Origin of the sequence: Cellulomonas humilata (assembly GCF_030814415.1) — a bacterium.
Lineage (GTDB): Bacteria > Actinomycetota > Actinomycetes > Actinomycetales > Cellulomonadaceae > Cellulomonas > Cellulomonas humilata_A.
In genome coordinates this window covers 116529-135675 of record NZ_JAUSVB010000007.1, presented here as the reverse complement: position 1 = coordinate 135675, position 19147 = coordinate 116529, and the positions used below count along the sequence as shown (strand labels likewise).

Sequence of the window (19147 nt, the reverse complement as noted above, 5' to 3'; positions counted from 1 at the left end):
TAGGGGGTTGTTATTACTAACTAAGCAGTCCTACTGTGCAACATGCACAAGACCTGGACCCTGGTGGTGCTCGGCACGGCGTTCTTCGTCGTCGTCCTCGACAGCACGATCGTGTACGTCGCGCTCCCGTCGATCGCCGACGAGCTCGCGTTCGCGCCCGGCGACGTGCAGTGGGTGCTCAGCGCCTACCTCGTGACGTTCGGCGGGCTCCTGCTGTTCGGGGGGCGGGTGGCTGATCTGCTCGGCCGCCGCCGGGTGTTCCTGGTGGGCATCGCGATCTTCACCGTCGCGTCGCTGGTCTGCGCCCAGGCGGATGAGCCGGTGGTGCTGGTGGCCGCGCGCGTCCTGCAGGGGGCGGGTGCGGCCGTCATGGCGCCGACGGCGTTGTCGCTGCTGCTGACGACGTTCGAGCCCGGGCCGGAGCGCAACCGGGCGCTCGGCGTCTGGGGCGGGATCGGCGGGGTCGGCGGGACGGCCGGGCTGCTGCTGGGCGGGCCGATCACGCAGCTGTGGGGATGGCAGTGGATCTTCCTGGTCAACCTGCCGGTCGGCATCCTGCTGCTCGCGGCGTCGCGCCGACTGCTCCCGAAGGACGCCGCGAGGTCGGGCGGCCCCCGCTCCTTCGACCTGACCGGCGCGGTGACCGTGACCTCGTCGCTCGTGCTCCTCGTCCTGGCCATCACGGAGGCGTCGTGGCCCGCGCTGGTGGCCGCCGCCCTGCTGATGGCGGTCTTCGTCCTGGTCGAGCGGCGCGCGGTCGCTCCGCTGGTCCCGTGGCGCGTGGTGCGGTCGCGACGGCTCGTCGCCGGGAACATCCTACTGCTGGTGGCCGGGATGTGCGTGGACGGGGTCCTGCTGGTGCTGGCGCTCGACGCGCAGGAGTCGGACATGTCGCCGGTGCGGTTCGGGCTGACGACCGCCGCGATGACGGTCGCCTCGGTGGTCGGGTCCTTCGCCGGGCAGGCGGTCGTCACCCGGGCCGGGGTGCGGTCCGTGGCCGTGGCCGGCACCGCGCTGCTCGCGGTCGGCAGCGTCGCGCTGACGACGCTGCCCCCCGTCGTCGGCCTGGTCGTGTTCGGAGCGGGCCTCGGCGCGGCCTTCGTGAGCGCCCAGATCGCTGCGGTGTCCGGGGCGGCGGCCGACGACGCGGGCCTGGCCGCCGGGATCGCGGACACGTCGTTCGCGGTCGGCGGGGCGCTCGGCGTCGCCGTGCTGTCGACGATCGGCGACACCCGCAGTGCGCTCATCGCGGCTGCGGGTGTCGCCGTTCTCGGCCTTGTCGTCGGTACGGCCCTGCGCACCGACCGCTCGACCGTCAGCGTGGAGGCGTCATGACCGCCCCTGCGGGTCGAGCGCGTCGAGCAGAGCATGCCGTGCCCCGTCCGTGCCCTCCCGCGGCACGGGCAGGTCGAGGACCACGCGACCCGGGCGGTCGGAGAGCACCACCACGCGGTCCGCCAGCAGCAGCGCCTCGTCGACGTCGTGCGTCACCAGCACGACCGCACGCCCGTGACCTGCGAGGTCGAGGCCCGCGAGCCACGCGTTCATGCGGCGCCGGGTAATCGCGTCGAGCGCGCCGAACGGCTCGTCGAGGAGCAGCACGGGGCGCCCCGGCAGGCAGGTCCGCAGCAGCGCGAGGCGCTGGCGCATGCCGCCCGACAGCTCGTGCGGCCACGCCCGCTCGAACCCCGCCAGCCCGAACTCGTCGAACAGCGCCCGAGCCCTGGCATCGGCGACGTCCCGGTCGATGCCCGCGATCCGGGCCCCGACCAGCGCGTTCGGCAGCGCCCGCCGCCACGGGAGCAGCCCGTCGCGCTGGGGCATCCATGCTGCGGGTGTGGTGCCGGCAGTCGTGCCGGTCACCGTCGCGCCGGTCGGTGTCAGGCCAGCGAGGACGCGCAGCAGCGTCGACTTGCCGCAGCCGGACGGCCCGACGACCGCGACGAACTCCCCGACGCGCACCTGCAGGTCGACGTCCTGCAGTGCGACGAGGTCGCCTGGGAAGGTCACGGTCAGCCCGATGACCTCGCGGGCCAGGGCGGACGTGCTCGGCGCGTCAGTCGACAGGGAGGTAGTCATCGGTCCACGCCGCATCGGTGTCGAACCCCGCGTCGGCGAGGTCGTTGTCCTGCAGGAACCCGACGAAGTCGTCCCAGACCGACGCCTCCTGGACGCCCCAGTGCTCCGGGTCGTCGGTGTAGCGGGGTGCGAGCCACTGCGCGCTCAGCGTGAGCAGCTCCGCGTCGATCTCGGGTGCCGCCTCGTGGATCGCATCGGCGGCGGCCTGCGGCTCCGCGATGGCGTCCTCGTACCCGTGCGTGAGGGCGGCGAGGAAGTCGCGGACCAGCTCGGGGTCGTCGTCGAGGTGCTGCTGGGAGGTCGCGACCAGCGGCGTGTACCAGTCGGGGATGCAGTCGGTGTAGTCGATGAACGGGATCGTCGACACGTCCAGGCCGTCGATCTGGCCGAGCCGGATGGTGTCCCAGGCGTCGAACACCCAGGCGGTGTCGAACTGGTGCTCCGTCAGACCGATCCGGAAGTCGTCGCTGGACAGCGGCGTGAGCTCGACGGCGTCCGGGTCGCCGCCGTCGCACTCGACGAGCGTGCGGATGAGCGCCTCCTCGAGCTCCGACCCGTACGACCCGTACGAGTGGCCGGCGAGGTCGCGTGGGCGTTCCAGACCGGTCTCGGTCAGGGAGATCAGGCTGGAGGTGTTGTGCTGGATGACGGTCGCCACCGAGACGACCTCGGCCCCCTGCTCGCGAGCGGGGACGAGGCCTTCGGCCACCGAGAAGGCGAAGTCGGCCTTGCCCGCGGCGAGCAGCTGCAGGCCGGACGTGTCCCCGGGCTCGACGATCGTCAGGTCGATCCCCGCGTCGGCGAAGTAGCCGCGTGCCTGGGCGAGGTAGAGGCCGGAGTGGTTGGTGTTCGGCGTCCAGTCGAGGATGACGGACACGGGCCGCAGGGCGGGTTCGTCGGCGGCGACTGCAGTGCAGGCGGTGAGCAGCGAGAGGCTCGCGGCAGCAGCGAGGAGACGGGTTCTCACAAGGGGGTCCTTCCAGGACGAGAGGGGAGCGACGGCCGCTGCCACGGCGTGGCGAGCCGCGCGAGGCCGTCGACGAGCAGGAACAGCAGGCCGGTGAGCACGGCCACGAGGGCGACGGCGACGAGGATCTGGTCGACCTCGTAGCCCTTGCGCGAGCGCTGGACGAACACGCCGAGGCCGCTCTGGCCGGCGAGGTACTCGGCGACGACGGCCGCGCCGATCGCGTACGTCGCGGCCACGCGCAGGCCGCCGAGCGCGCCGGGAACCGACGCGGGGAGCTGGACGAGCCAGAACTGGTGCCGGCGGGTGCCGCCCAGCCCGGCGACCATCTCGGCGTGCTCCGCGTCCACGGCGGCCATCGCCGTCACGGCCGCGACGAGCACCGGGAAGAACGCCGTGAGCGCGACGAGCACCACCTTGGGCAGCAGCCCGAACCCGGCCCACAGGATGAGCAGGGGTGCGAGCACGACGGTCGGCACGGTCTGGGTGAGCGTGACCAGCGGGTAGACGGTGTCCGACACCCAGGGGAACGCCGCGATGAGCACGGCGAGCAGCAGCCCGACCACGGCCCCGACGAGCAGCCCGAGGCCGGCCTCCGTCAGGGTCGTGACGACGTCGGTCCCGAGCAGAGGTGCGACCTCCACCGCGGTGCGGGCGACCTGCGACGGCGGAGGGAGGACGAAGGCCGGGAGGCCCGACAGGCGGACCCCGACCTCCCAGCCGACGAGCAGCACGAGCCCGGCCACCGACGGCGCGACGAGACGACGCCAGCGGTGCACGGCGTCAGGCCCGGAACTTGCCCACGAGGTCCGCGATGGTGGGTCCTGCGTCGTCCTTGCCCTGCCCCACCTTGATCACGCTGGACACGGCCGACGCGCCTGCATGCACGGTCGCCTCGTGCACGGCGCGCAGCAGCGGCCAGATCTGGTCGGGCGTGCCCTGGATGGTGGTGCCCATGGCACCGACCTCGTAGACGAGGCCGGACTGCTGGATGACGGCGATGGCGGCGTCGACGTAGGCGTACCGGTCGTCGTCGGTCCCGCTCGGGCGGGGAGAGACCTGGATCTGTGCGAGCACGGTGTTCCTCCGGGTGGTCGGACCGGGCACGCAGCACAGGTCCACCGGTCCGGGGACGACGACGACGGAGGCCCGGCGACGGCCGGGTGACCGCCCACGCCGCGCTCGGTGGCGCATCCCTCCGCTGGCATTACCCAGTTCAGGTTCTCGGGTCGACGTGCGCTGACACCTGTGGTGTCGCGGCTCGTCCTCTCAGCCCGGCTGTCCCGAGCTCCCCTGCGTTGGCAGGACGAACCTACCCGGACCGGACGGGACCGGCGGTCGCCTTCTCACTGATCGGACGGCTCAGCGAGCGGCCCAGAGCAGGCCGCGCTCGATGATCGTCCGCACCGCGGGCACCTCGAGGTCCGCCAGCAGGTGCCCCGGTGCGCAGACGAACACGCGGCCGGCGCCCCAGCGACGGGTCCAGACGGCGGGGGACGTGACGGGCCGGTGCCACGGGTCGTCGGGACCCGGCGTGATCGTGGTCGTCGCCAGCACGTCGTTGAGCGGGTCGGTCAGCAGCCAGTACTGCTCGGAGCGCAGCGTGAAGTCGTGCACGCCCTCGACGATCGGGTGGTCGCCGGTGACGGAGATCGTGTGCTCGACCAGGGCGCCCCCGGGGTGGGCGGCGAACTGCGCGCCGACGAGCTGGAGATAGTCCGTGGCGACCCGGAACGAGTCGATGATCCCGCCGTGCCACCCGGCGAAACCGGTGCCGGCGGCGACGGCGGTGCGCAGGCCGCGCAGCTCGTCCGCGAGGATGTCGCCCATGGTCCAGCACTGGACCACGAGGTCCGTGGCGGCCATGAGGTCGGGGTCCGCGTAGGCCTCGAGCGAACCCTCGACGACCACGTCGAAGTCGTGCTCGCGCAGGAACGGCACGAACAGGTCGACGGCTTCCTCGGGCGCGTGCCCGTCCCACCCGCCACGAACGACGAGGGCTCGGCGTTGCTCGGTCACGACGGGGTCTCCTAGCTGATCAGGGCGTCGATGGCGGCGGCGGACAGCACGTGCTCGGAGGCCATGGCGCTCGCGCCGAGCACCCCGGCGCGGCCCTTGGTGCGGGACGCGACGATGCGCAGGTGCTGCGTGGCCAACGGCAGCGACCGGCGGTACACCACCTCGCGGATGCCGGCGAGCAGGTGCTCCCCGGCCTCGGCCACGACGCCGCCGATGACGATGACCGACGGGTTCAGCATGCTCACGCACGCAGCGAGTACCTCGCCGATGTGCCGGCCGGCGGCCCGCACCTCGCGGCTGGCGTCGACGTCCCCGGCCCGCACGAGCGCCACGACGTCGGCGCTGGTCGTGGCGTTGGCCAGGGCGTTGGCGATGGCCGGCCCGCTGGCGACCGCCTCGAGACACCCGGTGTTGCCGCAGCGGCACGGAAGGTCGAGCCCGCCGGGGACGGCGATGTGGCCGAGGTCGCCCGCCGCACCTTGGGCGCCACGGCGGATCTGGCCGTCGGAGATGATCCCGGCACCGATGCCCGTCGCCACCTTCACGAACAGGAGGTGGTCGACCTCCGGCCACTGCGACGTGTGCTCGCCGAGGGCCATGACGTTGACGTCGTTGTCCACGAGGACGGGGACGCGCAGCTTGCGGGACAGGAGCCCGGGCACGTCGGCGTCGTCCCAGCCGGGCATGATCGGCGGGTTGATCGGCCGCCCGGTCGAGTGCTCGACGGGGCCGGGCAGGCCCACCCCGACGCTGACCAGGTCGCTGAGCGGGCGTCCGGCGGTGCTGAGCAGCTCGAGACCCAGCTCGACGACGCGGTCCAGCACGGGGCCGGGTCCCTCCGCGATCGCGACGGGCTCGTGGTGCTCGGCCAGGACCGTGCCCACCAGGTCCGTCAGCGCGAGGCGCGAGTGGGTGGCGCCGAGGTCGACGGCCAGCACGACGCGTGCGGCGGGGTTGAACGCGAAGGTTGCGGGCGGGCGTCCGCCGGTCGAGGTGGCCTCGCCGGCCGGCGCGACGAACCCGGAGGACAGCAGGAGGTCCACCCGGGCGGCGATCGTGGAACGCGCTTGCCCGGTCAGGGTGGCCAGGTCGGACCGGGTCCGCGGCTGGCGGTCACGGAGGAGCTGGAACATCTCCCCGGCGCCCGTCGGCCGAGGAGCGAACTTCAGTAGCTCGTCCATGCGCACAGTGAACCATTCCGCCTTCTGTAGGTCACGTTCGTGTAACTGTGCCACAAAGGTAGCGACTTTTGCTTGACCGGCGACAGAAGTGGTTCTACGTTCCTGCTCATGGTCAACGAAGACCCGCCACTGCTGCAGATGCGCGGAATCGTGAAGCAGTTCCCGGGAGCCCGGGCGCTGGACGGCGTCGACCTGGAGATCCGGGCCGGCGAGGTCCACTGCCTCCTGGGCCAGAACGGCGCCGGCAAGTCGACGCTCATCAAGGTGCTCGCCGGCGCCCACCAGCCGACCGAGGGCGAGATCCTCGTGGACGGCACGCCGGTCACCATCACGCACCCGGTCGCCGGCCTCAAGCTCGGCATCGCGACGATGTACCAGGAGCTCGACGTCGTCGACGGCCTGTCCGTCGCGGAGAACATCTACCTCGGCCACGAGCTGGCGACCGGCGGCTTCTCCCAGCGGCGCGCCGCCACCGCGAACACCCGGGCGCTGCTCACTCGCCTCGGCCACGGCGACATGTCCCCGAACCGCGAGGTCGGCCGGCTCTCGGCCGCCGGCAAGCAGATCGTCAGCATGGCGCGAGCCCTGTCGCACGACGCCCGCGTGATCGTCATGGACGAGCCGTCGGCCGTCCTCGACGCGGAGGAGGTCACCAACCTGTTCCGCGTGGTCCGCGAGCTCACCGCCTCGGGCGTGGCCGTCGTGTACATCTCCCACCGCCTCGACGAGATCCGGCAGATCGGCGACCGGATCACCGTGCTCAAGGACGGTCGGACCGTCGCGACGGGTCTGCCGGTCGCGCAGACGCCCACGGCCGAGCTCATCAAGCTCATGACCGGTCGCAACGTCGAGTACGCCATCCCGGCCCGGGACACCGTGGCGGCAGACGCCGCGACCGTGCTCAAGGTCGACGGGCTCGCGCTGCGCGGGTCGTTCAGCGACGTCTCGTTCGAGGTGCGTGCCGGCGAGGTCGTCGGGCTCGCCGGGCTCGTCGGCTCGGGTCGCACCGAGATCTTGGAGACCGTGTTCGGCGCCCGCAAGGCCACGGCCGGCACCGTGCAGGTCTCGGAGAAGAAGCTCCGCGCCGGCTCGGTCAGCGACGCGGTCACCGCCGGGATCGGCCTGTGCCCCGAGGAGCGCAAGAGCCAGGGTCTGATCCTCGACGAGCCGGTCTACCGCAACATCACGCTCTCGACCTTCGCGCGCAACGCCAACGCGTCGTTCCTCGACGAGGGCGCCGAGCGCAAGGTGGCGCGCGAGCAGATCCAGTCGCTCGACGTGCGGCCGTCGGACCCCGACCGCAGCGCGCGGACCCTGTCCGGCGGCAACCAGCAGAAGGTCCTGCTCGCGCGCTGGCTCGTGCACGGCTGCCGGGTGCTGCTGCTCGACGAGCCCACCCGCGGCGTCGACGTCGGCGCCCGCGCAGAGATCTACGGCCTGATCGCCGATCTGGCCGCTCAGGGCGCCGCCGTGGTGGTCGTCTCGAGCGACATCCCGGAGGTGATCGGCCTGTCCGACCGCGTCCTGGTCATCTCCGAAGGGCGTGTGGTCCACGACGGACCGGCGTCCGGCATCGACGAGCACCGCGTGCTCGACCTCGTCATGGAAGGAAGTGCCGCGTGAGCGAGCATGACGTGACAGTCCCGGCTGCCGACGAGTCGGCCCGGGTCGAACAGGTCGCGAAGTCGGGGGACGGCAAGCGCGGGGGACTCCTGAAGGGAGCCACCGGCCGCAACCTCGGGCTGGTGATCGCGCTGGTGGCGCTGTGCATCTTCGGCGTCATCACCGCCGGCGAGCGGTTCGCCAGCATCGACAACCTGCTCACCATCCTCCGGCTCGCGTCGGTGGTCGGGGTGATCAGCATCGGGATGACCTTCGTCATCACCGGGGGCGGCATCGACCTGTCGGTCGGCTCCGTCATCGGGCTGGCGTCGGTGTGGGCGTCCACGCTCGCCACGCAGACCATGGCGAACGACTTCCACTGGATCGTCATCGTCCTGTGCGGGCTCGGCGTCGGGCTCGGGGCAGGCCTGATCAACGGCGTGCTCATCGCCTACGGGAAGGTGGTCGCGTTCATCGCGACCCTGGCCATGCTCGTGTCCGCCCGCGGGCTGGCGGAGATCATCGCCAACCGGCAGACCCAGATCGTCGAGGTCGACGGCTTCCTCGACTTCGCCCGGTCGTCGCCACTCGGCGTACCGATGCTCGTCTGGATCTTCCTCCTCGTGTCCGTGGCGGGGTGGATCCTGCTCAACCGCACCACGTTCGGCCGGCGGACCATCGCGGTCGGTGGCAACCCCGAGGCCGCGCGGCTCGCGGGCATCAAGGTCAAGCGCCACACGATGTACCTCTACGCCCTGTGCGGTCTCACCGCCGGTATCGGTGGCGTGATGATGCTCGGCCGCACCACCGCCGGCAGCTCCACCAACGGCCAGCTCTACGAGCTCGACGCGATCGCCGCCGTCGTCATCGGCGGCACCCTGCTCATCGGTGGCCGCGGCACCATCGTCGGCACCGTCCTGGGCGTCCTCATCTTCTCGACGCTCAGCAACGTGTTCACGCAGAACAACCTGTCCATCTCGGCACAGGCGATCGCCAAGGGCGTGATCATCGTCGTCGCCGTGCTGCTCCAGCAGCGCATCGCCGAGCGCTCCCGCGCCGGAACCTGACCTCACCAGCTCCGCCCCTGCACCACACCCGTACCGATCAAGGAGGATCGTCATGTCCACAGCTATGCGCCGTAAGTGGCTCGCCGCCGCCGGCACCGCCGCAGCTCTCGCACTCGTCGTCGGCTGCACGTCCAACACCCCCGAGGCCGAGGACACCGGCGAGGCCCCGGCACCCGCGGCCGCCGCCGGCAGCAACGACGAGCCCGGCGACAAGGTCGTCATCGGCTTCTCCGCCCCCGCCGCCGACCACGGCTGGATGGGCTCCATCACCAAGTCGGCCGTCGACGAGGCCGCCAAGTACTCCGACGTCGAGCTGGTCCAGGCCGAGGCCACCAACGACGTGAACCTGCAGATCAGCCAGGTCGAGCAGTTCATCAACGACGGCGTCGACGCCATCGTCCTGCTGCCGTTCGACGGCGCGGCGCTCACCGAGGTCGCCATCAAGGCCATGCAGGCCGGGATCGTCGTCATCAACGTCGACCGCGAGTTCGAGGACCCGGACGCCGCCCGCACCACCGTGCTGGGGGACAACTACGGCATGGGCGTCAGCGCCGGCGCGTACATCTGCGGCGAGGTGGGCGGCAACCCGGACGCCAAGGTCGCCGAGATCGCCGGCATCGACAACCTTCCGCTGACGCAGGACCGCAGCCGGGGCTTCTCGGACGCGCTCGCGGCCTGCGGCCTCGAGGTGAGCAACCGCGTGGCGGCCGACTTCACCGTCCAGGGCGGGGAGGCCGCCGCGGCCAACCTGCTGCAGGCGGCGCCGCAGCTCGACGCCATCTGGAACCACGACGACGACCAGGGCGTCGGCGTCATGGCGGCCATCGAGAACGCGGGCCGCGACGAGTTCATCATGGTCGGCGGCGCCGGCTCGAAGAACGTCATGGAGGCCATCAAGGCCGACGACTCCGTCCTCAAGGCGACGGTCATCTACCCGTCCACGCAGGCCGCCGACGGCATCAAGCTGGCCCGCCTGCTGGTGCAGGGCAAGTCGATGAGCGACCTGGTCGAGGTCGAGGTGCCGCGCACGGTCCAGCTCTACGCACCCGTGGTGACCAAGGAGAACGTCGACCAGTACCTGCCGACGGCCTTCGAGTCCTGAGTCTCCCACCGAGCCGGGCGGGTTCCCCTCCGCAGGGAACCCGCCCGGGGCACGGGCCGCGAGGAGGAGCCGTGACAGAAGCAGTCCCACGCCTGGGCATCGGCATGGTCGGGTACGCGTTCATGGGCGTCGCGCACTCGCAGGCCTGGCGCAACGCCCCCCGGTTCTTCGACCTCCCGCTGCGTCCGGACATGGCCGCGGTCGCGGGTCGCGACGAGGCCGCCGTGACCGCCGCGGCGACGAAGCTGGGCTGGTCCAGCACGGAGACCGACTGGAAGGCCCTGGTCTCCCGCGACGACATCGACCTGGTCGACATCTGCACCCCGGGTGACACACACGCCGAGATCGCGATCGCGGCGCTCGAGGCCGGCAAGCACGTGCTGTGCGAGAAGCCGCTGGCCAACTCGGTGCAGGAGGCCGAGGCGATGGTCCGCGCGGCCGAGTCCAGCACCGGTCTCGCGATGGTCGGCTTCACGTACCGGCGCGTCCCCGCGATCCAGCTGGCCCGCACCCTGGTGACGGACGGTCGGATCGGCACCGTCCGGCACGTGCGCGCGCAGTACCTGCAGGACTGGATCGCCGATCCGCAGGCGCCGCTGTCATGGCGGCTGGACAAGCAGAAGGCCGGCTCCGGGGCGCTCGGGGACATCGGCGCGCACATCGTCGACCTCGCCCAGTTCGTCACCGGGGAGTCCGTCACGGGCGTCTCGGCCGTGCTCGAGACGTTCGTCAAGGAGCGCCCGGTCGCGGACTCGTTCGGTGGTCTGCACGGCACCGCGTCGGGCACCGAGACCGGTCCCGTGACGGTGGACGACGCCGCGATCTTCCTCGGCCGGATGTCCGGCGGGGGACTGGCGACGTTCGAGGCGACCCGGTTCGCGTGGGGCCGCAAGAACGCGATCCGCCTGGAGATCAACGGGTCGCACGGGTCCCTCGCGTTCGACTTCGAGGACATGAACGTCCTGCACTACTTCGACGCGACGCAGCCCGCACCCGAGGCGGGGTTCCGGCGGATCGTCGTGACCGAGCCCGAGCACGCCTACGTGGCAGCCTGGTGGCCGCCGGGTCACGGCCTCGGGTACGAGCACGCGTTCACGCACCAGGCGGTGGACCTCATCACCGCGATCGCCGAGCACCGGCAGCCGGTGCCCAGCTTCGCCGACGGGCTCGTCGTGCAGCGCGTGCTGGCCGCCGTCGAGCAGTCCGCCGCGAACGACAGCACGTGGACCTCTGTGCAGAAGGAGAGCTGACCCATGGCACGACCGATCACCCTCTTCACCGGGCAGTGGGCCGACCTGCCGTTCGAGGAGGTCGCGCGACTGGCCAGCGGGTGGGGCTACGACGGCCTCGAGATCGCCTGCTGGGGCGACCACCTGGACCCGTGGCGCTGGGACGACGAGGAGTACGTCAGCGGCAAGCTCGCGCTGCTCGAGAAGTACGGCCTCAAGGTCTACGCGATCTCGAACCACCTCAAGGGCCAGGCCGTCTGCGACGACCCCATCGACCAGCGGCACCGCGACATCCTGCCGGACGTCGTCTGGGGCGACGGCGACCCCGAGGGCGTCCGGCAGCGGGCCGCCGAGGAGATGAAGCACACCGCGCGGATCGCCGCGAAGCTGGGTGTGAAGACGGTCGTCGGGTTCACCGGGTCGAGCATCTGGAAGTACGTCGCGATGTTCCCGCCGGTCTCGCAGGCGGCCGTCGACGCGGGCTACCAGGACTTCGCCGACCGGTGGAACCCGATCCTCGACGTCTTCGACGAGGTCGGGGTGCGGTTCGCGCACGAGGTGCACCCGAGCGAGATCGCCTACGACTACTGGACGACCGTGCGGACCCTGGAGGCGATCGGGCACCGCGAGGCGTTCGGGCTGAACTGGGACCCGAGCCACTTCATCTGGCAGCAGCTGGACCCGGTCGACTTCATCCTCGAGTTCCGCGACCGGATCTACCACGTCGACTGCAAGGACGTGAAGCTCCGCCTCGGCAACGGCCGGAACGGCCGGCTCGGCTCGCACCTGGCGTGGGCGGACCTGCGGCGCGGGTGGGACTTCGTGTCCACCGGCCGCGGCGACGTGCCGTGGGAGGCGTCGTTTCGGGCGCTCAACTCGATCGGCTACGACGGGCCCATCTCGGTCGAGTGGGAGGACGCCGGGATGGACCGGCTGCTCGGCGCGCCGGAGGCCCTGGAGTTCGTGAAGCGCAACGCGTTCGAGCCGCCGACGGCGGCGTTCGACGCGGCGTTCAGCACGCGCTGACCGAGGCGTCGCCGGATACTGAGCAGATGATCAGCGTCTCGCGGGCCGAGCAGCTCCACACCGCCGGCCTGCGCTGGCGCCCGGCGCCGGGGGACCGGTTCGCGGTGCGGACGCTCGCCGACCAGGTGTTCACGATCTCGGACATGGTGGTCGAGCCGCACGAGTACCCGACCGGCACGGTGCTCGGGTTCAACGGCACGACGGAGTGGGCGCTCGACTCGGTCGCGCAGGAGGACGCCCTCTGGCTGCCGCGCGAGGACCAGCTGCGCGAGCTGCTCGGCCGGACGTTCCGGAGCCTGGCGCGGTCGACCGACGGGCAGTACCAGGTGCTCGTGGAGCTCTCGGGTCAGCCGGAGCGCGTGTTCACCGCCGACGACGCGGCCGACGCCTACGCCCAGGCGCTGCACGCGCTGGTCAGTGCGGCAGTGGATCGGGTCTAGTCAGTCGTCGTAGCGGTCGGGCTCCTGGACGGGCACGAACGTGCCGCGCTCACCCGACACGGTCCACCCCGGGCCGTCGTCGTCACCGGCAGGGCGCCGCGGCGGGATGCTGATCGGCTGGGTGTCGTCGGGGCGTACCTCGTGGAGGGGTGGCCACGCGACGCCGCGCTCGGCGGCCACCGGGTCGGCCGGTGCCGGACGGCGCACGGCGACGGAGGGCGGCCGGTTCTGCCCCGCCTGGGGAGCCTGCGTCGGCGTGAAGATGATCGCGCACAGCTCGCGGTAGGTGGAGTCGGGGTTGGCCACCCACGAGATGCGGCTCAGCGCCTGGTCCTGCCCGGCGGACTCCATCAGGAACTCGCCGTAGCCGAGCACGCGGCCGGTGATGGACCGGGAGTACCGCATGTCGGTGACCTTGACCAGCGGCATCATCGAGACCTTCTTGGTGACGAGCCCGTAGAGCAGCAGCATGCGCTTGTCGGTGGCGACGAACCACTCGTTGCGCCAGTCGAGCACCTTCCACACGAGCCGCACCAGCACCGCGACCCACAGCCACCACAGCCACTCGGAGTTCTTGCCGACAGCCGTGGCCGCCACCTCGACGAGCCACGCCACGACCACGAAGCCGACGAACGTGCTCAGGGCGGGCTCCGCGAGCTTGCCCCAGTGGGACCGACGGGTCAGGACCACGCGCTCGCCGGGCAGCACGTACTTCCGCAGGGTCCGGTGCCCCGCGAGTGTCTGCTCGACGGTGTTCATCGCCGTCACTCAGTGAGGTTCTTGAAGAACTGGGCAAAGCTGGAGAACGCGCTGACGATGATGTCCCACACGGCGCGCACGGCGTCGGCGGCGCGGTCCGGGCTCGTGACGATGGCGTACACGAGGAAGATCGCGATGATCCAGAAGAGGGCGGTCTTGATCTTCGGCGGCATGGAGGTCCTCGCAGGGCGTCGTCGGATGGCGCGGGCGCGCTGGGGGGAGCGCGTTCTTGCGGGCAGCACGGTCGGGGCAGGCAGCGGATCGACCCGGGGGCAGGGCCGGCCAGCACCACCAGTCGCGGCAAAGCGTACTTACCGGACGCGCTCGCGTCAGGGAGCACACACCGGGGAGTGCCTCCCTAGCCGCCGTTCTGCTCGTAGGCGATGCGCAGGAGGGGCAGCAGGTCGCGGACCTGCGACACCTCGGTGACGCCGACCTTGTGCGTCGCCGAGCCGGGGGAGGTCGCGGGCACCAGTGCCGGGTGGGCGGGTGGGATGACGAACCGGAGCCCGACGTCGACGCGCGTGGCCGTCGTCGCGGCGACCGCGGCGAACTGGCGGGCGCGGACGAACGGCACATACGTCGACCGGCCCTCCCGACGGACGTCGTCGCCCAGGCCCAGCAGGGCCGCCTCGAGCGCGTCGTAGATCGGCCGCAGCCCTGCCTTGCGACCCGAGTACTGCGCCAGGACGTAGCCGTCGACGTCGGGGCGCTCCCAGCCGGCCCGCTCCGCGACCTCGAACGCGATCGTCCACTGCGTGTTCTGCGGGACCCCGTGCACGTCCTTGAGCCAGCGCCGCACCGCGTTCTGGTCGAGCGGGTCGACGCCGCTGGTGTCGTGCACGAGGGTCGCCCACTCGTCGAGAGAGCGCCCGGTGCGGTCGGCCATGCTCGCCGTGACCGCGGCCCGCATGTCGTCGGGACTCGTCGCCATGCTAGTCAGCGTAGGCAGCCATGCCCAGACGTCTAGACTCCGACCCATGTCCACCCTCTCTCGCGACGAGGTCGCGCGCGTGGCGGGCCTGGCACGGATCGACCTCACGCCGGCGGAGCTCGACCGCCTCGCGGGCGAGCTCGACGTCATCGTCGAGTCGGTCGCCCGCGTGAGCGAGATCGCCACGCCCGACGTGCCGGCCACCAGCCACCCCCTGCCGCTGACCAACGTGTTCCGCCCCGACGTGCCCGTGGAGCCGGTCGACCGCGCCCTCGTGCTCGCGGCCGCGCCGGAGCACATCGACGGCAAGTTCGCGGTCCCGCAGATCCTGGGGGAGGACGCATGAACCGGAGCCCGCACCCGGAGTGCAGTGGACGGTGGGGGACGCCGCAGGCGGCACCCGCCGGGAACGGAACGCAGGGGGAGGGCGACCTATGAGCACCGACCTCACGCGCATCTCCGCCGCCGCACTCGCCGAGAAGCTGGCCGCCAAGGAGGTGTCCAGCGTCGAGGCGACGCAGGCGCACCTCGACCGGATCGCCGACGTGGACCACGCGGTGCACGCGTTCCTGCAGGTCAGCAGCGATGCCGCACTCGCCGCGGCGGCTGACGTCGACGCGCGTCGTGCCGCGGGGGAGTCGCTGCACGCGCTCGCCGGGGTGCCGATCGCCGTCAAGGACGTCGTCGTCACCAAGGGGCTGGAGACGACCGCGGGCTCGAAGATCCTCGAGGGCTGGATCCCGCCCTACGACGCGACGCTCGTCGAGAAGCTCAAGGCCGCCGGGCTGCCGATCCTGGGCAAGACCAACATGGACGAGTTCGCCATGGGGTCGTCCACGGAGCACTCCGCGTACGGCAACACCCACAACCCGTGGGACCTCGACCGCATCCCCGGCGGCTCCGGCGGCGGGTCCGCCGCAGCGGTCGCCGCGTACGAGGCTCCGCTGGCCATCGGCACGGACACGGGCGGCTCCATCCGCCAGCCCGCGGCCGTCACCGGCACGGTCGGCGTCAAGCCCACCTACGGCGGGGTGTCCCGCTACGGGCTCATCGCCCTGGCGTCGTCGCTGGACCAGGCCGGTCCCGTCACGCGGACGGTCCTGGACTCCGCGCTGCTGCACGAGCTCATCGGCGGCCACGACCCGCGCGACTCGACGTCGATCGACGAGCCGCTGCCTGCGCTCGTCGCCGCCGCCCAGCAGGGTGCGAAGGCGGACCTGACCGGCGTGCGCGTCGGCGTGATCCGCGAGCTGCAGGGCGAGGGCTACCAGCCTGGCGTGCTCGCGCGGTTCGAGGAGTCGCTCGAGCTGCTGCGCGGCGCGGGGGCCCAGATCGTCGAGGTCTCCTGCCCGCACTTCACGTACGCGCTCGCGGCGTACTACCTGATCCTCCCGGCGGAGGCGTCCAGCAACCTCGCCAAGTTCGACGGCATGCGCTTCGGCCTGCGCGTCGTGCCCGAGGACAATCCGACCGCCGAGCGCGTCATGTCCGCCACGCGCGGCCAGGGCTTCGGCGACGAGGTCAAGCGCCGGATCATCCTGGGCACCTACGCCCTGTCGGCGGGCTACTACGACGCCTACTACGGCTCGGCGCAGAAGGTCCGCACGCTCATCCAGCGCGACTTCACCGCCGCGTTCGAGCAGGCCGACGTGCTGGTCTCACCGACGGCGCCGACCACGGCGTTCAAGCTGGGCGAGAAGCTCGACGACCCGCTGGCGATGTACCTCAACGACGTCGCGACCATCCCGGCCAACCTCGCGGGCGTGCCGGGCCTGTCGCTGCCGAGCGGCCTGTCCGACGACGGCCTGCCGGTCGGGTTCCAGGTGCTGGCCCCGGCCAAGGCCGACGACCGCCTGTACCGCGTGGGCGCCGCGCTCGAGGCCCTGCTGGAGAACGAGTGGGGCGGGCCGCTGCTGCTCAAGGCTCCTGAGCTGGAGGTCGGACGATGAGCACGCTGGTGGACTACGACGACGCCGTCGCGCGCTACGACACGGTCATCGGCATCGAGGTGCACGTCGAGCTGGGCACGAAGACCAAGATGTTCGACGGCGCCCCGGCCGGGTTCGGCGAGGAGCCGAACACCTCGGTGACGCCTGTCTCGTTGGGCCTGCCGGGCTCGCTGCCCGTGGTCAACGGGGTGGCGGTGGAGTACGCGATCCGCATCGGCCTCGCGCTGAACTGCTCGATCGCCGAGACGTGCCGGTTCGCCCGGAAGAACTACTTCTACCCGGACGTGCCCAAGAACTTCCAGACGTCGCAGTACGACGAGCCCATCGCGTACGAGGGCTGGGTCGACGTCGAGCTCGACGACGGCAGCATCTTCCGCGTCGAGATCGAGCGCGCGCACATGGAGGAGGACGCCGGCAAGAACACCCACATCGGCGGCTCCGACGGGCGCATCCACGGCGCCGAGTACTCGCTGGTCGACTACAACCGCGCGGGCATCCCGCTGGTGGAGATCGTCACCAAGCCGATCACCGGTGCCGGTGCGCGGGCGCCCGAGGTGGCCCGCGCGTACGTGCAGACGCTGCGCGACCTGTTCCGGGCGCTCGAGGTCTCCGAGGCGCGGATGGAGCGCGGCAACGTGCGCGCCGACGTGAACGTGTCGATCCGCCCGACGCCCGAGTCGCCCCTGGGCACCCGCACCGAGACGAAGAACGTGAACTCGTTCCGGTCGGTCGAGCGGGCCGTGCGCTACGAGGTCAGCCGCCAGGCGGGCGTGCTCGACGACGGCATCGCGATCATCCAGGAGACGCGCCACTGGCACGAGGACACCGGCACCACCGCGTCGGGCCGCGTGAAGTCGGACGCGGAGGACTACCGGTACTTCCCGGAGCCCGACCTGGTCCCGATCGCCCCCGACCGCGCGTGGGTCGAGGAGATCCGCGCCGGCCTGCCCGAGCTTCCGGCGGCGCGACGCCGACGGTTGCAGGGGGAGTGGGAGTACGCGGACGCGGAGATGCGCGACGTCGTCAACGCGGGCGCCGTCGAGCTCATCGAGACCACGATCGCCGCGGGGGCCAGCCCGGCCGCCGCGCGCAAGTGGTGGATGGGTGAGCTGGCCCGCACCGCCAAGCAGCAGGAGGTCGAGCTGGCCGAGCTGCCGGTGACGCCGACCCAGATCGGGCAGCTGCAGAAGCTGGTCGACGACGGCCGGATCAACGACAAGCTCGCTCGGCAGGTCCTCGAGGGCGTGCTCGCCGGCGAGGGCGACCCGGAGACGGTGCTCGTCGCGCGCGGCCTGGAGGTCGTGTCCGACGACGGCCCCCTGCTCGAGGCCATCGACGCCGCGCTGGCCGCCCAGCCGGACATCGCGGAGAAGATCCGGTCCGGCAACCTCGGCCCGGTCGGCGCGATCATCGGCGCGGTCATGAAGGCCACCCGCGGGCAGGCCGACGCCGGTCGCGTCCGCGAGCTCTTGCTCGAGCGCATCAAGGACTGAGCCGCTGGTCAGCGCCCCGTCACGGCGGGGCGCTGACCGCCGCCCGTGATCCGCCGGTAACGTCCCTGCCACACCCGGGCCGTAGCGTTCGCCGCAGCGACAGGAGGCACCGATGGAGAAGCCCACGCTCCAGGGCGAGATGATCGTGCTCCGACCCCTCCGGGCGAGCGACGCGGACGCCCTCTGGGAGTCCGTCAACGACGCGGAGGGCAACCGCCTCACCGGGACGACGCAGGTGTTCACGCGCCAGCAGATCGACGACTGGTGCGCGACGATCTCGTCGGTCGACGGGCGGATCGATCTCGCGGTGACCGCGAACGGCTCCGACGAGTACCTGGGCGAGATCGTGCTCAACGAGATCGACGAGGTCGTCCGCTCCGCCAACCTCCGGCTCGCGATGCGTCCGGGCTACCGCGGGCGCGGGTACGGCACGGAGGCGATCCAGCTGATCCTCGGGCTGGCGTTCGACGGTCTGGCCCTGCACCGGGTCGAGCTGGACGTGCTGAGCATCAACGCGCGCGCGAAGTCCCTCTACGAGAACCTCGGGTTCCGGGTCGAGGGCCGCAAGCGCGACGCCTACCGGGACGGCGAGGGGTACTGCGACGCCATCATCATGGCGCTGCTCGAGGACGAGTACCGGGCGAGCCAGCTGGACTAGCGGGGCAAGTACTTCTCGACGCTGGCCAGGTACGCCTCGCCGTCGAAGTCCGGCACGATCGCCGACTGGACCACGAACCCCTGCACGGCGGAGATGAGCAGCGGCGCCTGCTCGGCCGCGAGCACGTCGGCCTCCTCGGGCGGGGTGCCGTGCGTGCGCTGGTGCCACAGGGACGTGTACTCGACGAGCGCGCCGCGCAGCCGCACGATGACGTCGTGCGCGACGGTGCGCACCGCGGGGTCCGTGACGCCCTCGCCCCACAGCTGCAGCATGATCGCCGGGTTGCCGATCGCGCGGAGCATGCCGGCGACCAGCACGCGGGGGAGGGTGGGGGGCGGAGCGAGGGGCTCGGTCTGCGCGAGACGCTCGACGTCGAGGATCCGGTTGCCGACGACCCGGGACGCGACGTCGACGATGATCGCGTCCTTGCTGGCGTAGTGCCCGTAGATCGCACCGGCGGACAGCCCCGACTCCGCGATGATCTCCGCCATCGACGTGGCCTGGAAGCCCTTGCGGCGGAAGGCGCGCAGGGCCGCCTCGGCGATCTCGTCGCGACGGGCGACGCGGTACTCCTCGGTGACCTTGGGCACGCTTCACAGTAGAACACGAATAAAAACGAATGATCGTTCTTGACAACGGTGG

General features: G+C 71.6%; 21 protein-coding genes. 11 read left to right on the top strand and 10 right to left on the bottom strand.

Annotated elements, in window-relative coordinates; translation table 11 throughout:
- The first annotated feature begins 42 nt into the window (after positions 1-42).
- The gene (locus J2X26_RS21160; RefSeq protein WP_307494688.1) at positions 43-1335 is read left to right on the top strand and encodes an MFS transporter; all 1293 of its coding nucleotides are present in this window, start codon (positions 43-45) and stop codon (positions 1333-1335) included.
- On the opposite strand, the gene J2X26_RS21155 is transcribed toward J2X26_RS21160, so the two are convergent.
- The 6 genes from J2X26_RS21155 to J2X26_RS21130 form a co-directional block, all read right to left on the bottom strand.
- Complete coding sequence (locus tag J2X26_RS21155) at positions 1330-2079, bottom strand: ABC transporter ATP-binding protein (RefSeq protein ID WP_307494687.1); 750 nt, start codon at positions 2077-2079, stop codon at positions 1330-1332. The two genes, J2X26_RS21160 and J2X26_RS21155, sit on opposite strands and share 6 nt — an antisense overlap.
- Positions 2057-3046 (bottom strand): ABC transporter substrate-binding protein, encoded by a 990-nt coding sequence (locus J2X26_RS21150; protein WP_307494686.1) that lies wholly within the window; start codon positions 3044-3046, stop codon positions 2057-2059. Before J2X26_RS21150 ends, J2X26_RS21155 begins: the two co-directional genes overlap by 23 nt.
- Positions 3043-3825, bottom strand: coding sequence for an ABC transporter permease (locus tag J2X26_RS21145; protein WP_307494685.1), 783 nt, complete (start codon positions 3823-3825; stop codon positions 3043-3045). Before J2X26_RS21145 ends, J2X26_RS21150 begins: the two co-directional genes overlap by 4 nt.
- Before the next feature lie 4 nt (positions 3826-3829).
- Positions 3830-4123, bottom strand: a complete 294-nt coding sequence (locus J2X26_RS21140; RefSeq protein ID WP_307494684.1) for a thiamine-binding protein — start codon at positions 4121-4123, stop codon at positions 3830-3832.
- 285 nt (positions 4124-4408) lie between these two features.
- A complete protein-coding gene (locus tag J2X26_RS21135) occupies positions 4409-5065 on the bottom strand; it encodes a ThuA domain-containing protein (RefSeq protein WP_307494683.1) in 657 nt (218 codons plus the stop codon).
- Between the two features lie 11 nt (positions 5066-5076).
- The gene (locus J2X26_RS21130) at positions 5077-6246 is read right to left on the bottom strand and encodes an ROK family protein (RefSeq protein ID WP_307494682.1); all 1170 of its coding nucleotides are present in this window, start codon (positions 6244-6246) and stop codon (positions 5077-5079) included.
- 108 nt (positions 6247-6354) lie between these two features.
- Here J2X26_RS21130 and J2X26_RS21125 point away from each other — a divergent pair, with 108 nt between their 5' ends.
- The 6 genes from J2X26_RS21125 (at position 6355) to J2X26_RS21100 (ending at position 12712) form a co-directional block, all read left to right on the top strand.
- Positions 6355-7869: a sugar ABC transporter ATP-binding protein gene (locus J2X26_RS21125; RefSeq protein WP_307494681.1), complete on the top strand. Its 1515-nt coding sequence runs from the start codon at positions 6355-6357 to the stop codon at positions 7867-7869.
- Complete coding sequence (locus J2X26_RS21120) at positions 7866-8915, top strand: ABC transporter permease (protein ID WP_439897885.1); 1050 nt, start codon at positions 7866-7868, stop codon at positions 8913-8915. Before J2X26_RS21125 ends, J2X26_RS21120 begins: the two co-directional genes overlap by 4 nt.
- A 52-nt stretch (positions 8916-8967) precedes the next feature.
- Complete coding sequence (locus tag J2X26_RS21115) at positions 8968-10017, top strand: substrate-binding domain-containing protein (protein WP_307494680.1); 1050 nt, start codon at positions 8968-8970, stop codon at positions 10015-10017.
- Between the two features lie 104 nt (positions 10018-10121).
- Positions 10122-11267, top strand: coding sequence for a Gfo/Idh/MocA family protein (locus tag J2X26_RS21110; protein ID WP_307494722.1), 1146 nt, complete (start codon positions 10122-10124; stop codon positions 11265-11267).
- A gap of 3 nt (positions 11268-11270) precedes the next feature.
- Complete coding sequence (locus tag J2X26_RS21105; protein WP_307494679.1) at positions 11271-12272, top strand: sugar phosphate isomerase/epimerase family protein; 1002 nt, start codon at positions 11271-11273, stop codon at positions 12270-12272.
- A gap of 26 nt (positions 12273-12298) precedes the next feature.
- Complete coding sequence (locus J2X26_RS21100) at positions 12299-12712, top strand: pilus assembly protein CpaE (RefSeq protein WP_307494678.1); 414 nt, start codon at positions 12299-12301, stop codon at positions 12710-12712.
- On the opposite strand, the gene J2X26_RS21095 is transcribed toward J2X26_RS21100, so the two are convergent.
- From J2X26_RS21095 to J2X26_RS21085, 3 genes are all read right to left on the bottom strand, one after another.
- Positions 12713-13471 carry a PH domain-containing protein gene (locus J2X26_RS21095; protein ID WP_307494721.1) on the bottom strand — a complete coding sequence of 253 codons (759 nt, stop codon included), beginning with the start codon at positions 13469-13471 and terminating at the stop codon, positions 12713-12715. It lies immediately after the preceding gene.
- A 5-nt stretch (positions 13472-13476) separates the two neighbouring features.
- Positions 13477-13644 carry a hypothetical protein gene (locus tag J2X26_RS21090; RefSeq protein WP_307494677.1) on the bottom strand — a complete coding sequence of 56 codons (168 nt, stop codon included), beginning with the start codon at positions 13642-13644 and terminating at the stop codon, positions 13477-13479.
- A gap of 185 nt (positions 13645-13829) precedes the next feature.
- Positions 13830-14405 (bottom strand): DUF5655 domain-containing protein, encoded by a 576-nt coding sequence (locus J2X26_RS21085; protein ID WP_307494676.1) that lies wholly within the window; start codon positions 14403-14405, stop codon positions 13830-13832.
- Between the two features lie 46 nt (positions 14406-14451).
- On the opposite strand from J2X26_RS21085, the gene gatC reads away from it, so the two are divergent.
- The 4 genes from gatC to J2X26_RS21065 all read left to right on the top strand — a co-directional run bounded on the left by gatC (position 14452) and on the right by J2X26_RS21065 (position 18505).
- Complete coding sequence (gene gatC, locus J2X26_RS21080) at positions 14452-14751, top strand: Asp-tRNA(Asn)/Glu-tRNA(Gln) amidotransferase subunit GatC (protein WP_307494675.1); 300 nt, start codon at positions 14452-14454, stop codon at positions 14749-14751.
- Positions 14752-14839: 88 nt separating this feature from the next.
- Positions 14840-16354 (top strand): Asp-tRNA(Asn)/Glu-tRNA(Gln) amidotransferase subunit GatA, encoded by a 1515-nt coding sequence (gatA, locus tag J2X26_RS21075; RefSeq protein ID WP_307494674.1) that lies wholly within the window; start codon positions 14840-14842, stop codon positions 16352-16354.
- Complete coding sequence (gene gatB, locus J2X26_RS21070; protein ID WP_307494673.1) at positions 16351-17847, top strand: Asp-tRNA(Asn)/Glu-tRNA(Gln) amidotransferase subunit GatB; 1497 nt, start codon at positions 16351-16353, stop codon at positions 17845-17847. Before gatA ends, gatB begins: the two co-directional genes overlap by 4 nt.
- Positions 17848-17959: 112 nt before the next feature.
- Positions 17960-18505, top strand: a complete 546-nt coding sequence (locus tag J2X26_RS21065; protein WP_307494672.1) for a GNAT family N-acetyltransferase — start codon at positions 17960-17962, stop codon at positions 18503-18505.
- Here J2X26_RS21065 and J2X26_RS21060 read toward each other — a convergent pair.
- The gene (locus J2X26_RS21060; protein ID WP_307494671.1) at positions 18502-19095 is read right to left on the bottom strand and encodes a TetR/AcrR family transcriptional regulator; all 594 of its coding nucleotides are present in this window, start codon (positions 19093-19095) and stop codon (positions 18502-18504) included. The two genes, J2X26_RS21065 and J2X26_RS21060, sit on opposite strands and share 4 nt — an antisense overlap.
- Between the last annotated feature and the right edge of the window lie 52 nt (positions 19096-19147).

What these genes read in the sequence shown, in the direction of transcription:
- J2X26_RS21095 (WP_307494721.1), bottom strand. Translation starts at nt 13,471, where the DNA reads ATGAACACCGTCGAGCAGACACTCGCGGGGCACCGGACCCTGCGGAAG.
- gatB (WP_307494673.1), top strand. Translation starts at nt 16,351, where the DNA reads ATGAGCACGCTGGTGGACTACGACGACGCCGTCGCGCGCTACGACACG.
- J2X26_RS21105 (WP_307494679.1), top strand. Translation starts at nt 11,271, where the DNA reads ATGGCACGACCGATCACCCTCTTCACCGGGCAGTGGGCCGACCTGCCG.
- J2X26_RS21115 (WP_307494680.1), top strand. Translation starts at nt 8,968, where the DNA reads ATGTCCACAGCTATGCGCCGTAAGTGGCTCGCCGCCGCCGGCACCGCC.
- J2X26_RS21065 (WP_307494672.1), top strand. Translation starts at nt 17,960, where the DNA reads ATGGAGAAGCCCACGCTCCAGGGCGAGATGATCGTGCTCCGACCCCTC.
- J2X26_RS21085 (WP_307494676.1), bottom strand. Translation starts at nt 14,405, where the DNA reads ATGGCGACGAGTCCCGACGACATGCGGGCCGCGGTCACGGCGAGCATG.
- J2X26_RS21090 (WP_307494677.1), bottom strand. Translation starts at nt 13,644, where the DNA reads ATGCCGCCGAAGATCAAGACCGCCCTCTTCTGGATCATCGCGATCTTC.
- gatA (WP_307494674.1), top strand. Translation starts at nt 14,840, where the DNA reads ATGAGCACCGACCTCACGCGCATCTCCGCCGCCGCACTCGCCGAGAAG.
- J2X26_RS21125 (WP_307494681.1), top strand. Translation starts at nt 6,355, where the DNA reads ATGGTCAACGAAGACCCGCCACTGCTGCAGATGCGCGGAATCGTGAAG.
- J2X26_RS21155 (WP_307494687.1), bottom strand. Translation starts at nt 2,079, where the DNA reads ATGACTACCTCCCTGTCGACTGACGCGCCGAGCACGTCCGCCCTGGCC.
- J2X26_RS21110 (WP_307494722.1), top strand. Translation starts at nt 10,122, where the DNA reads ATGGTCGGGTACGCGTTCATGGGCGTCGCGCACTCGCAGGCCTGGCGC.
- J2X26_RS21160 (WP_307494688.1), top strand. Translation starts at nt 43, where the DNA reads ATGCACAAGACCTGGACCCTGGTGGTGCTCGGCACGGCGTTCTTCGTC.
- J2X26_RS21100 (WP_307494678.1), top strand. Translation starts at nt 12,299, where the DNA reads ATGATCAGCGTCTCGCGGGCCGAGCAGCTCCACACCGCCGGCCTGCGC.
- J2X26_RS21130 (WP_307494682.1), bottom strand. Translation starts at nt 6,246, where the DNA reads ATGGACGAGCTACTGAAGTTCGCTCCTCGGCCGACGGGCGCCGGGGAG.
- gatC (WP_307494675.1), top strand. Translation starts at nt 14,452, where the DNA reads ATGTCCACCCTCTCTCGCGACGAGGTCGCGCGCGTGGCGGGCCTGGCA.